At 33.5% G+C, this 12,046-nt stretch carries 12 protein-coding genes; 8 read left to right on the top strand and 4 right to left on the bottom strand.

The genetic code is table 11. The features are described 5' to 3' along the window. Positions 1–145 precede the first annotated feature (145 nt). Positions 146–2,812 (top strand): TonB-dependent receptor, encoded by a 2,667-nt coding sequence (locus tag EAH81_RS04845; RefSeq protein WP_140504358.1) that lies wholly within the window; start codon positions 146–148, stop codon positions 2,810–2,812. A 126-nt stretch (positions 2,813–2,938) separates the two neighbouring features. Here EAH81_RS04845 and EAH81_RS27355 read toward each other — a convergent pair whose 3' ends face one another. After that, complete coding sequence (locus EAH81_RS27355) at positions 2,939–4,102, bottom strand: carboxypeptidase-like regulatory domain-containing protein (RefSeq protein WP_161595783.1); 1,164 nt, start codon at positions 4,100–4,102, stop codon at positions 2,939–2,941. Positions 4,103–4,282: 180 nt separating this feature from the next. Then, positions 4,283–4,633 carry a 4Fe-4S dicluster domain-containing protein gene (locus EAH81_RS04835; RefSeq protein WP_140504356.1) on the bottom strand — a complete coding sequence of 117 codons (351 nt, stop codon included), beginning with the start codon at positions 4,631–4,633 and terminating at the stop codon, positions 4,283–4,285. Positions 4,634–4,768: 135 nt separating this feature from the next. Between EAH81_RS04835 and EAH81_RS04830 the strand changes: the two genes are divergently transcribed. From EAH81_RS04830 to EAH81_RS04805, 6 genes are all read left to right on the top strand, one after another. Further along, on the top strand, positions 4,769–5,842 hold the full coding sequence (locus tag EAH81_RS04830) for an acyl-CoA reductase (protein ID WP_140504354.1): 1,074 nt from the start codon (positions 4,769–4,771) through the stop codon (positions 5,840–5,842). A gap of 92 nt (positions 5,843–5,934) precedes the next feature. Then, positions 5,935–7,005: a 3-phosphoserine/phosphohydroxythreonine transaminase gene (serC, locus tag EAH81_RS04825; RefSeq protein ID WP_140504351.1), complete on the top strand. Its 1,071-nt coding sequence runs from the start codon at positions 5,935–5,937 to the stop codon at positions 7,003–7,005. A 206-nt stretch (positions 7,006–7,211) separates the two neighbouring features. After that, positions 7,212–8,162, top strand: coding sequence for a D-2-hydroxyacid dehydrogenase (locus EAH81_RS04820; RefSeq protein WP_140504349.1), 951 nt, complete (start codon positions 7,212–7,214; stop codon positions 8,160–8,162). A gap of 102 nt (positions 8,163–8,264) precedes the next feature. Next, positions 8,265–8,828 (top strand): DUF937 domain-containing protein, encoded by a 564-nt coding sequence (locus EAH81_RS04815; RefSeq protein ID WP_140504346.1) that lies wholly within the window; start codon positions 8,265–8,267, stop codon positions 8,826–8,828. Positions 8,829–9,016: 188 nt separating this feature from the next. Next, positions 9,017–9,457 (top strand): DUF6146 family protein, encoded by a 441-nt coding sequence (locus tag EAH81_RS04810; protein WP_140504344.1) that lies wholly within the window; start codon positions 9,017–9,019, stop codon positions 9,455–9,457. 33 nt (positions 9,458–9,490) lie between these two features. Further along, positions 9,491–9,793 carry a DUF6787 family protein gene (locus EAH81_RS04805; RefSeq protein ID WP_140504342.1) on the top strand — a complete coding sequence of 101 codons (303 nt, stop codon included), beginning with the start codon at positions 9,491–9,493 and terminating at the stop codon, positions 9,791–9,793. A 265-nt stretch (positions 9,794–10,058) separates the two neighbouring features. Here EAH81_RS04805 and EAH81_RS04800 read toward each other — a convergent pair whose 3' ends face one another. Both EAH81_RS04800 and EAH81_RS04795 read right to left on the bottom strand, forming a co-directional pair. After that, positions 10,059–10,355: a hypothetical protein gene (locus EAH81_RS04800; protein WP_140504340.1), complete on the bottom strand. Its 297-nt coding sequence runs from the start codon at positions 10,353–10,355 to the stop codon at positions 10,059–10,061. Between the two features lie 109 nt (positions 10,356–10,464). Continuing rightward, on the bottom strand, positions 10,465–11,190 hold the full coding sequence (locus EAH81_RS04795) for a phosphodiester glycosidase family protein (RefSeq protein WP_140504337.1): 726 nt from the start codon (positions 11,188–11,190) through the stop codon (positions 10,465–10,467). 133 nt (positions 11,191–11,323) lie between these two features. On the opposite strand from EAH81_RS04795, the gene EAH81_RS04790 reads away from it, so the two are divergent. Further along, positions 11,324–11,989 (top strand): ABC transporter ATP-binding protein, encoded by a 666-nt coding sequence (locus EAH81_RS04790; protein ID WP_140504334.1) that lies wholly within the window; start codon positions 11,324–11,326, stop codon positions 11,987–11,989. Positions 11,990–12,046 lie beyond the last annotated feature (57 nt).

The raw sequence follows: 12,046 nt of genomic DNA, 5'->3' as shown, positions 1-12,046 counted from the left end.
ATAGCTCGTAAGTGAAGTAAAAATGACGATTAATGTATTTTAAAACACTCGTCGTAAAATAATTGAACTTTTTACTAATATTTTGTTAAAAAATACTACTTTTAACAATGATCAAAACAAAAAAATAAACCAAACCCACACAACCATGAAAAAGATTGCATTATTTTTATTTCTATTAAACACGGCGTTTCTTTTTGCTCAAAAAGAAGTTTCGGGAGTTGTAAAAGACAAAACAGGAGCACCTCTACCTGGTGTAAACATACTTGAAAAAGGAACAACAAACGGCGTATCTACTGATTTTGAAGGTAGTTACAGAATAAAAGTTAAAGATGGCGCTACTTTAATTTTTAGTTATATTGGATATTCTACTGTTGAAAAACAAGCTACAAGTACCGACGTTAGTATAGTTTTAGATCAAAACGGCGGTCAGATTTTAAGTGACGTTGTCGTTGTGGGATCCAGAAACACAAAAAGGACAGTTGTCAATTCGGCCGTGCCTATTGATGTTATTAATGTAAAAGATGTCGCCACACAAAGCGGAAAAATAGAAATCAATCAGTTGTTGCAATATGTTGCTCCTTCGTTCAACGCCAACAAACAATCGGGTTCTGATGGTGCTGACCACGTTGATCCTGCTTCCTTGAGAGGTATGGGACCTGACCAGACTTTGGTTTTAATTAACGGAAAAAGAAGACATCAATCATCTCTTATCAACTTATTTGGAACTCGCGGACGTGGAAATACAGGAACCGATTTGAATGCTATTCCGGTTGCCTCTATCAAAAGAATTGAAATTCTAAGAGATGGTGCCGCTGCGCAATATGGTTCTGATGCTATTGCAGGTGTTATTAATATTGTCACAAATGACAATGTAAATGAGTTAACAGGATCTGTTACTTATGGTGCTTTTAACACCGATGCAAAAGGAGATTTTTTACCGGGAACACCAAATACTAAAGGTTTCAGATTGGACCAAAAAGGAAATGGAAACTCCTACGGAAAAGACAAATCTCTTGACGGTCAATCTATAAAAGTGGCCGCCAATTATGGAGTTGCTTTAGGAAGCAAAGGTGGTTACGCCAATTTTACGGGTGAATTCATCAATAAAGAAAAAACTTTGAGACCAGCTTACGATTTCAGAAAAGGTTTTGGTGATGCACAAATTAATGGACTAAATTTCTTCGGAAATCTTGCCATTCCAATTGGGGAGAAAACAGAATTTTATGCTTTTGGCGGAAGCAGTGTTAGAAATACGGATGCTTATGCTTTTACCAGAAATAGTGGTGAACAAGTGGTAGAATCTGTTTATCCAGGCGGATATACGCCAAGAATTACCTCAAAAATTAATGACAATTCGATCGCTGCCGGAATTAGAACAGAAACTTCTGGCGGATGGAAAATGGATTTCAGTAACACTTTTGGAAAAAATAAATTCCACTATGATATAAAAGGTACTATTAATGCTACTCTTCTGGACAAATCTCCACTTGAATTTGATGCAGGAGGACATAGTTTACTTCAAAACACCACCAATTTTGATATTTCTAAAAACTATGGCGACGTTTTAAAAGGTTTTAATATTGCTTTTGGAACAGAATTTAGAGTAGAAAAATTTGAAATTTTTGCCGGTGAAGAGGGTTCATACACAACTTATGATACCAACGGAAAACCAATTACGGACCCAACTACTCAAAGCCCGCCAACAATCCCAAATCCTGACTATGACCCTACTGATCCAACTTCGTCACCAACAACTCCAAGACCTGGAGGTTCTCAGGGATTCCCGGGATATAGCCCCGCAAATGAAGTAAATAAAAGCCGTACTAACTTCTCTTTATATACGGATGCTGAGTTAGATATCACAGAAGCTTTAATGGTTAGCGGAGCAGTTCGTTTTGAAAATTACAGTGACTTTGGAAGTACTATAAACGGAAAATTAGCTTCAAGACTAAAAATTACAGACCATATTAATCTAAGAGGATCTGTAAGTACTGGTTTCCGCGCTCCATCATTGGCTCAGGTTTATTATAATTTACGTTTTACGAACTTCAATGCCAGCGGTGCAACTGACGTTATTTTGGCTCCAAATGACAGTCCGATTACAAGAGCTTTTGGAATTCAAAAACTAAACGAAGAGAAAGCTGTAAATGCTTCTTTGGGCTTCACTGCAAATTTTGGAGATTTTACGGCAACAGTTGATGGATACTATATCAAAGTAAAAGATCGTATCGTTCTTACCGGATATTTTGACGCAAGCGCTTTAAACTTAGGCGTTGATAAAGCTCAATTTTTCACTAATGGTGCAGATACAAGTACACATGGTTTGGACTTGGTTTTCTCTTGGAAAAAAGGATTTGATTTTGGACAATTCTCAGCAACTTTTGTAGGTAACATTAACGATATGAAAATTGATAATATAAAAAATGGTTCTTTGCCTGCTGACACTTTCTTCGGAAAACGTGACCAAGCATTTCTATTGGCATCGGCTCCGGATAGTAAATTTGGTTTAAACCTAAACTATTCTAAAAATAAATTTGATGCAGGTTTAGCCTTTACACGTTTTAGTAAAGTAGTTTTAGTAGATTATGCTGATGAAGATGATGTTTACAACCCAAGATTAGTAACAGATTTGACTTTAGGTTATAAATTAAGCAAAAGTCTGAAAATAAGTATTGGAAGCAATAACTTATTCAACGTTTATCCAACGAAACAAGATGAACAAGGTAATACAGAAGCTGGTGGATATTGGGATGCTGTACAAATGGGTTTCAGCGGAGCTTACTACTATGCAAGACTTGGATTTAATTTTTAAAAAGAAATTCAATCTAAAGCATTATAACTATCAACAAAAAATCCTGAACTTCAATAGTTCAGGATTTTTATTATTAAAACATATTTTTACATTTTCTAATTATCTCATTTTCTAATTATCTCATTTTTACAACTTAAATTGCAGTGAATCTATAATACCTTTTTCTTCTTCGGTAGCTGTAAAACCTGAGATATCCCAATAATTAGTGAGAATTTTATTTTGTTTATTAAAAAGTGATTTTTCTGTGAATACGTCACTATCCTTATAAGTAAAATTTTGTTTATTGAAATTTGTCGTAACAAAATTATTTCGAACCTGAATATTTTTGATTTTATCCTTTAGAATCAGATCATACGCTATTTCTTCATTAGAACTCAGTAAATAATAATCTAATCCATCTGTTCTGTAACTAACTTTTACAAATGATCTCGTGATATGTTTAGAACCTATAGCAGGTTTATCTTCTATTTCAGGAATATTTCCCGGTGCAATTGAAACTGTAAATTCAATAATTAGTTTTTTCTCGGGATCATATGTAATTTCAAAACTGTCAAGAGCTTTTTTTGATTTAACCAGAGGTATAACCGTCATTACATAATAGTCTTTATTTTTAGGATGTCCTTTAGTTATAAAATCATAATTCTTTTTTGTTTTTGAATCCAGCAAAGGATCGAAGTACTTAAAATTAGAATAATTTTCCATTAAATTATTCAAATTATAACCTTTTAAATCGGCACTAACATCTGTTTCTAATAAACCATAAGATCGATTTTGCTCTACCAATAAAGTTGTATTGATTTTTTTTTGACGTGCCACAAATTGAAAATTCACCAACCCGTCATTATAATAAGAGTATTTATTGTCAAGCATAAAAAACTCCCTAACATACACTTTAAGCCTGTAAGAAGCGGCTAACTTCTGTTTTGAATTAGCAACAATTTTACTGAGTGATTTAAAGGGTTTTTCTTTTGAAACAACAATTTCATCTAGTTTATTATTGTTGCTTTTAAGATAAACAACAAACATGTCTGGCTTTAAACTTCCCCAACGCAGTGTCACTTTTTCGTAATTGGTTTCTGAAACCTGAATATTGGACCCACCAGTCAACATAAAAGTTACTTTTCCGTCTTGATTACTTATTAATGTTTGTTTCGTTTTCAAAATAAACACAGCAGCATTTTCAATAGGCAATTGTGTTTCAATATCTTTTACAACAATTGAATACTCAATCTTCTGAGCAAAAACGCCGACATTAAAGAACAAAACAAATAAAAGTATTAGTCTCTTCATAAGCAATTATTAAATTTTTCAACTAAAAACACTTCAACATTAAAAAATTATCATCAAATTAACTAAAATAAAACATTAAATACCAGTATTATACAAAAAAATTATATTAAAAAAGTGACAAAAAAAAATCCTAAGCGTTGAAACTCAGGATTTTTTCAAAACTATTTGAGGTAAATAAAATTATTCTCCATGCAAAAACGCCTGTCTGTTCAACAAGGTTTCTTCATCTTCTACATGATTATCATCTGGCACACAACAATCAACAGGACATACAGCCGCACATTGCGGTTCGTCATGAAAACCCTTACATTCTGTACATTTTCCGGGAACGATATAATATACTTCGTCAGAAATTGGAGTTTGAGCATCATCAGCATCAACCTCAGTTCCGTCAGGTAAAATTACTTTTCCAGAAAGTCTTGTTCCGTCTTTATATCTCCAATCGTCAGCTCCTTCATAAATTGCTGTATTAGGGCATTCTGGTTCACAAGCCCCACAGTTTATGCATTCGTCAGTTATAATTATTGCCATTTTGTTCTTGGTTACGAGTTAAAAGTTACAAGTTGAGAAATAATAATACGAAGATTTTATTCTGCTTTGTCTTATAACTTAATATAGCTTATTTTTGTGCAAAATTACAATCAAAACTCTTCATAAACAAACATTATGACATTAGAAACAAAAAAAAGTGTTTTTGTTGAATTAGGGAAATTTCTAAAACAATTCTCTGAAAAGGACACAATTAAAAAATCGGATGTCTTACATAACGATTTATTTTTTGATGATTTCGAAAAATTAATACATTTATCACAATCTCATAATGGCTGGTACACACCTGAACAAGTGTATTTTGCAATCAAATCATGGGCAGACGCTTTGACGGAAGAAAACCTTGATAAATGGCTTTCTCAATATTCATCAGAGTTTACTCAGGATGACAAAACAGAAAAAACGGTCGCTTTAATATTAGCCGGAAATATTCCGTTAGTAGGTTTTCACGATTTTCTTTCCGTTTTAATTACCGGAAACAAAGCTTTAATAAAAACATCTTCAAACGATCAGCATTTATTACCGTTTTTAGCCAAATATTTAATTGCTGTTGATGAAAGTTTAAAAGATAAAGTCACTTTCGTGGAAGGTAAACTGGAAAACTTCGATACCGTAATTGCCACAGGAAGCAACAATACGGCGCGTTATTTTGAATATTATTTCAAAGATAAACCTTCGATTATTCGAAAAAACAGAAATTCGGCTGCAGTTTTAAACGGAAAAGAAACCAAAGAAGATTTAGAAGCTTTAGGCGAAGATATTTTTAGATATTTTGGATTAGGATGTCGCAATGTTTCCAAACTTTTTGTTCCAAAAGATTATTCCTTTGTTCCCTTTTTTGAAGCTATTTTTAAATATCAGGACGTTATTCATTACGAGAAATACGCCAATAATTATGATTATAATAAAGCGGTATTTTTAATGAGTAATTTCAAGTTATTAGACAATGGTTTTCTAACGTTAAAAGAAGATCCAAGTTACGCCTCGCCTATTTCGAGTGTTTTTTATGAATTTTACGAAAATATCGAAGATTTACAAACTCGTCTTGAAGCTGATGCTGAACAAATTCAGTGTATTGTAAGCAACGATTTAGTAAAAAACAGCACACCATTTGGGCAAACCCAAAATCCTCGTTTGTGGGATTATGCAGATAACGTAAATACTATAACGTTTTTGTTAACAACAAAGTAAAAATATGTTTAATTATTTCGAATAATTTATCGCTTTTTCGGCTCCTATTGCCGAAATTTGCGTCTTTAAAATTTCGACTATTAACAACAACCATGAAAAAACACAACTACAGCGCAGGACCAAGTATCTTACCTCAAGAAGTTTTTGAGAAAGCATCAAAAGCAATTTTAGATTTTAATGATTCAGGACTTTCTATTCTGGAAATTTCGCACCGAAGCAAAGATTTCGTTGCAGTTATGGACGAAGCTCGTTCCCTTGCCTTAGAATTATTAGGTCTTCAGGGAAAAGGTTATCAAGCCTTGTTTTTACAAGGTGGTGCAAGTACAGCATTCTTAATGGCTCCTTATAATTTATTGAAAGATGGCGGAAAAGCTGCTTATTTAGATTCTGGAACATGGGCAACTGCTGCAATAAAAGAAGCAAAGAATTTTGGAGAAACTATTGTTGTAGCTTCTTCCAAAGAAGAAAATTACAACCATATTCCAAAAGGATACACAATACCTAGTGATGCTGATTATTTTCACTGTACTAGTAACAACACTATTTTTGGAACACAAATGAAAGATTTCCCTGCAACCAACGTTCCTGTTGTTTGTGATATGAGTTCTGATATTTTTTCACGCGATTTAGATTTCTCTAAATTCGATTTGATTTATGCCGGTGCTCAAAAAAATATGGGTCCTGCAGGAACTACTTTAGTAGTTGTAAAGGAAGAAATCTTAGAGAAAAGCGGTAGAACTATCCCAAGTATGTTAGACTACGCTAAACATATTAAAGCAGAAAGTATGTATAATACTCCTCCTGTTTTTGCTGTTTATGTTTCATTATTAACATTACAATGGATTAAAAATAAAGGTGGAGTTGCTGCTGTTGAGAAATTAAACGACGCAAAAGCAGATTTACTTTATAATGAAATCGACAGAAACCCATTATTTAAAGGCGCTGCAGCGGTTGAAGATCGTTCTAAAATGAATGTGACTTTCTTATTAAACAACGCTGATCATACAGAAACTTTTGATGCTTTATGGAAAGCTGCAGGAATTTCGGGATTGCCAGGACATCGTTCAGTTGGTGGTTACAGAGCTTCTATTTACAATGCTATGCCTATCGAAAGTGTTCAGGTATTGGTTGATGTAATGAAAGCTTTGGAAAGTAAAGTTTAGTTTTCAGTAACAGACGACTGAAAACTGAGTCTGAAAACTGAAACTCTAGCCCCGATAGAAGTGGAAATCCTTTTATTTTTTTCCTTTAAAAAAATAAAAGATTGTAACGAATAGCGGGATCAGCTCCAAAAAAAAAAAGAAAAAATCAAAATAGCTGGTTCATCGATTAAACAAATTAACGATTAGCCAAATAAACAATATACACAATGAAAGTATTAGCAAATGACGGAATTTCTAAAAGTGGAATTCTAGCCTTAGAAAAAGGTGGATTTGAAGTTATAACTACAAAAGTAGCTCAGGAACAAGTAGCTAATTTTGTGAATGAAAATAATGTAGACGTAGTTTTAGTGCGTAGTGCAACTAAAGTTCGTAAAGATATTATCGATGCCTGCCCTGGATTAAAAATTATTGGTCGTGGCGGTGTTGGTATGGACAATATCGATGTTGATTATGCAAAAAGCAAAGGAATTCACGTAATTAATACACCTGCTTCATCATCAGAATCTGTTGCTGAATTGGTATTTGGACACTTATTTTCTGGTGTTCGTTTCTTGCATGATTCTAACAGAAATATGCCTCTTGAAGGAGATTCAAACTTTGACGGTTTGAAAAAAGCTTACGCAAACGGAACTGAACTAAGAGGTAAAACTTTAGGTATTGTTGGTATTGGTCGTATTGGACAAGCTACTGCAAAAATGGCTTTTGGTTTAGGAATGAAAGTAATTGCTGCAGATAGTTTTATTCCTTCTGTAGATGTTAAAGTTGAGTTTTTTGATGGACAATCTATCACAACTACAATTGTTTCTCAATCATTAGAATCTTTATTTAAAGAAGCTGATTTCATTACATTGCACGTTCCTGCTCAAGATGGTTACATTATTGGTGAGAAAGAATTGGCGATCATGAAAGACGGTGTTGGAATCGTAAACTGTGCTCGTGGTGGTGTTATTGACGAAGTTGCGCTGGTAAAAGCTTTAGATTCAGGAAAAGTTGCTTTTGCTGGTTTAGATGTTTTTGAAAGCGAACCAAAACCGGAAATGGCAATCTTAATGCACACTAAAATCTCATTGACTCCGCACATTGGAGCTGCAACTGGAGAGGCACAAGACAGAATTGGAACAGAATTAGCTTCACAAATTATTACTTTGTTGAGCTAAGTAATTAAAAAATAGATTAACTTTAGAGGGATTTACTATATATTTGTAGTAAATCCCTTTCTTTTTACGTAAATTTGAAGTCTAATTTAAATTCTTAAAATCATGTTTGAACAATTAACGCAATTAGTACAACAATACGGAGGCGACGCCGTGGTAAACAATTCTGCTATTCCTAATGAGCACAATGAAGCTGTAATAAGCGAAACCAGTTCTTCAATTTTTGCAGGATTGCAAAAAATTGCTTCAGAAGGCGGCGGTGAACAACTTGCCAGCTTATTTAGCGGAAAATCGTCTATAGACAGTTCAAATCCGGTTGTACAGCAATTAACACAACAAGTAACAGGAAGTCTTGGTGAGAAATTTGGATTGAGCAGCGATGCTTCTTCTGGGGTTGCGGCAAGCATGATTCCGCAGATTTTAAGTTCGTTAGTAAACAAAGCTAAAGATCCTAATGACAGTAGTTTTAATATTTCGGATATTATTGGTGCTATTTCCGGAAATGGCGGGCAAGCTTCCGGAATTATGGACACGATTTCTAAATACGGAATGCAGTTTGGATTAGATCAAAATGCTGACGGAAAAGTAGATGTAGCCGATGTTCTTGTAGTAACAAAAACTAAAGGCGGAATAGCCGGATTTATTGGAAAATTGTTTGGAAGTAAATAAAAAGGTTCTGAGGTTCTGAGTTCTTAAGGCTCTAAGCTTTTTTTTAATCTTAACTATATTAAAGGCTGTTTGCTCTGCAAATGGCTTTTTTATTGTCGAATGTTAAACCTTGCAAAGCTAGATTATAAGAATCTTAACAGCGTGTTCTGAAATTTAGTTGTAATTTTAAAGTATTGAAAATAAAAGTCATGAAAAAGTATTTCTACATATTAGTCCTTTTGTTTACAATAATCGCTTGTTCTACTGCATCAAAAAATATTAGCGCAACAAATCCTGTACCTACGCCAAAAGTTGCCGTAAACGATACAGTACGAATTGCCAATGATTCTCTGGAATATGAAGTTATTATTATTGACAATGGTTTTAGTACATGGCTGGCTTCAACAGCGCTTCCGCGAAATTACTATTCCCTGTCCTATCTTGAAATCAAGAATCAATTGTATGTAACAGAATGGAATCTTAGAGCCTCGCAACCACAGCGTTACAATCCAAATTTATACGAAATGACAATTGATTACCGACCTAATATACATTATGGGTACGAGGTAAATTATTTGATTTATAATTATATGATTTATTTTCAGAATACATACAAACAAAAGCTTGCGGGTTACGTTCCAATGCGATAATCTTGCTATATTTGTAATTGTTATAAATAAAGCATGAATAGATTAAAGAAACGTTGGGGAATCACCTCAAATCTACAAGCCATTATTATATTTACCGTTTTTGCCATTACCGGATCGGCATCTGCGTATTTGTCTAAACCTTTTTGTGTATGGCTTGGTATTACCAAAGAAGACTTTGGTAGTTGGTTTACTTTAATCCGTTTATTGATTATTTTCCCTATTTATCAGGTTTTATTAGTTGCAATTGGAGCCATTTTTGGGCAATTCCGTTTCTTTTGGAATTTCGAAAAGAAAATGCTTAAAAATATGGGACTGGGATTTCTCTTTAAAGACTAAATTCCAAATTCAAATTAAACGAATGAATGCAAAAACCGGAGCTATAAATCAGGGATGAGTTTTACCACAAAGTACACTAAGTTTTTTTAAAGTATAAAAACGTATACAAACACAGAGTTCGCAAAGCTTTGTGTAGGTAAAGCTTTGCGAACTTTGTGTTTTTTGCATCTACTATTAGATAAAATATTAGCGTGCTTTGCGTTAAAATTATTTACAATACAAATAGCTAATTTCTAATATTTTTCCACAACAATATCCCTTGATCCTAAATTTCCCTATCTGATTTTTGAAAATAATAGGTATAAATCCACGTCAATGTAAATGACGGAATCACATCTGTAAAAGGTAATATTTCTTCAACAAAAGTCAAAATACTCGCCACTTTTCCAACTCTGCCTTTGTACATTCTGGTCATTACAAAAGCCGCAATTGGCGCCCAAATCACATCTGAGAATTCTCCCAAAAGCGGAATTGTGAACGAAATCATTCCAATTCCGTCCAAAAGTAAACCCAAAAGTAATTTCCTGGTTCTATCATCGCTTGTAACTTCCAAATCTTGCATCTTCTTCTATTTAGATATTATTCGAATTTAAAAAGAATTCATTAAAGTAATTTATTTCTAAAAATAATTTTCTTACTTAATTTCAACATGTTGATTTTTAAAACTCCAACTAGTTTTTCTTTTTTCCTGTTACTGCAAATAATACGCCAAAATTACCATCAGTCTGAATCCAGTTTTCTGACGGAACATATGCGCGTGATACAAATCCATCGAGATACAAAGCATTTTTACATCCTAAACTTTTAAAATAACTTGCAAAATCATAGAAATTAACTTCCTCTTTAGACAACACAAAAACTACTTTTCCATCCGCCAAAATCCCAACTCCATTTCGAATATTTAAATTAGCTGAACCTTCTCTAAAATCCGGATGAATTTCGCCATCGATCACCAACATTGGTCCGGATTGCGTTGCATATTCTATTTTTCCGTTATTTTTAAATTTTTCAGTTGTACAAATTTCTGCCCTTTTTCCGGTTGTTAAATAAAATACTCCGTTAGGTTTTAGATAAAAATTCCCTTCTGCTTTAGTTGTATCTAGTGGAGATAAAACTTTCTTTTTTTCGATATAGAGACCTTGCGGCGAATTGTCTTTTTTATACATTCCGGCATTCATCGCAAAACTTAGTGATAAATTATTCTTTTCTATCCAATTTTTCAAATTTAGAATACTTCCAAAATTTTGTCCGGATTCATTCTTCCAGTACAATTTTAGATCTTGTTTTTTGAGATCTACTTTATATACCACAAACGGATCTTCAGAATATACCTTTGCATTGATAAAAACTGCAAAGGCAACTATTATCAATATCAGAAGTCCAAGTTTTAATTTCATTTTTTTTTCTACTTTAACATAAATGTAAAATAAAAAATCCAATAATCATTTATATCGTTTTCTTCTTAAATTTCTGTTACAACCCATTTTTATATCGGGAGAATCTTTGTTTCTTTGTAGAAACAGTTTCAAAATGATACACGCAAAAAATATACATAAATTCTACGACCAACTCGAAGTTCTTAAAGGAGTTGATTTGCATATTAAAAAAGGAGAAATTGTTTCGATTGTTGGCGCTTCCGGTGCCGGAAAAACAACTTTATTGCATATTTTAGGAACACTCGATAAACCTTCAAAATCTGACACCGAAAGTTCTTTAACCATTAATGGTCAGAATGTTTTGGGGTTTAATGATAAAGCGTTATCAAAATTCAGAAACTTAAATTTAGGTTTCATTTTTCAGTTTCATCAGCTTTTACCAGAGTTTACAGCTTTAGAAAATGTTTGTATTCCTGCCTATATTGCGGGCAAAAAACCTTCAGAAACCGAAGCAGAAGCAAAAAAATTACTGGATTTTTTAGGATTATCTCATAGAATTAATCACAAGCCAAACGAACTTTCAGGCGGAGAACAACAACGTGTTGCCGTGGCAAGAGCGCTAATCAATAAACCGGATGTTATTTTTGCCGATGAACCTTCCGGAAATCTGGACACGCATTCTGCCGAGAATTTACATCAATTATTCTTCCAGCTTCGTGACGAATTTGGACAGACTTTCGTGATCGTTACCCACAACGAAGATCTGGCAAATATGGCGGATAGAAAATTAGTTATGGTCGATGGTTTAATTAGTAATTAGGAGCTATTTACTTCATCAGTTCGCTCTCGCTCGAGTCCTGCTATACGTTTCAATCTT

The organism is Flavobacterium pectinovorum (genome assembly GCF_006438875.1).
Classification (GTDB): Bacteria; Bacteroidota; Bacteroidia; order Flavobacteriales; family Flavobacteriaceae; genus Flavobacterium; species Flavobacterium pectinovorum_A.
This window is presented reverse-complemented; position numbering and strand designations above follow the sequence as displayed.

Bases quoted from the DNA above. Each gene is read 5' to 3' on its own strand.
- EAH81_RS04795 (WP_140504337.1), bottom strand. From the start codon at position 11,190: ATGAAATTAAAACTTGGACTTCTGATATTGATAATAGTTGCCTTTGCA.
- EAH81_RS04815 (WP_140504346.1), top strand. From the start codon at position 8,265: ATGTTTGAACAATTAACGCAATTAGTACAACAATACGGAGGCGACGCC.
- EAH81_RS04800 (WP_140504340.1), bottom strand. From the start codon at position 10,355: ATGCAAGATTTGGAAGTTACAAGCGATGATAGAACCAGGAAATTACTT.
- serC (WP_140504351.1), top strand. From the start codon at position 5,935: ATGAAAAAACACAACTACAGCGCAGGACCAAGTATCTTACCTCAAGAA.
- EAH81_RS27355 (WP_161595783.1), bottom strand. From the start codon at position 4,102: ATGAAGAGACTAATACTTTTATTTGTTTTGTTCTTTAATGTCGGCGTT.
- EAH81_RS04805 (WP_140504342.1), top strand. From the start codon at position 9,491: ATGAATAGATTAAAGAAACGTTGGGGAATCACCTCAAATCTACAAGCC.
- EAH81_RS04835 (WP_140504356.1), bottom strand. From the start codon at position 4,633: ATGGCAATAATTATAACTGACGAATGCATAAACTGTGGGGCTTGTGAA.
- EAH81_RS04790 (WP_140504334.1), top strand. From the start codon at position 11,324: ATGATACACGCAAAAAATATACATAAATTCTACGACCAACTCGAAGTT.
- EAH81_RS04845 (WP_140504358.1), top strand. From the start codon at position 146: ATGAAAAAGATTGCATTATTTTTATTTCTATTAAACACGGCGTTTCTT.
- EAH81_RS04810 (WP_140504344.1), top strand. From the start codon at position 9,017: ATGAAAAAGTATTTCTACATATTAGTCCTTTTGTTTACAATAATCGCT.
- EAH81_RS04820 (WP_140504349.1), top strand. From the start codon at position 7,212: ATGAAAGTATTAGCAAATGACGGAATTTCTAAAAGTGGAATTCTAGCC.
- EAH81_RS04830 (WP_140504354.1), top strand. From the start codon at position 4,769: ATGACATTAGAAACAAAAAAAAGTGTTTTTGTTGAATTAGGGAAATTT.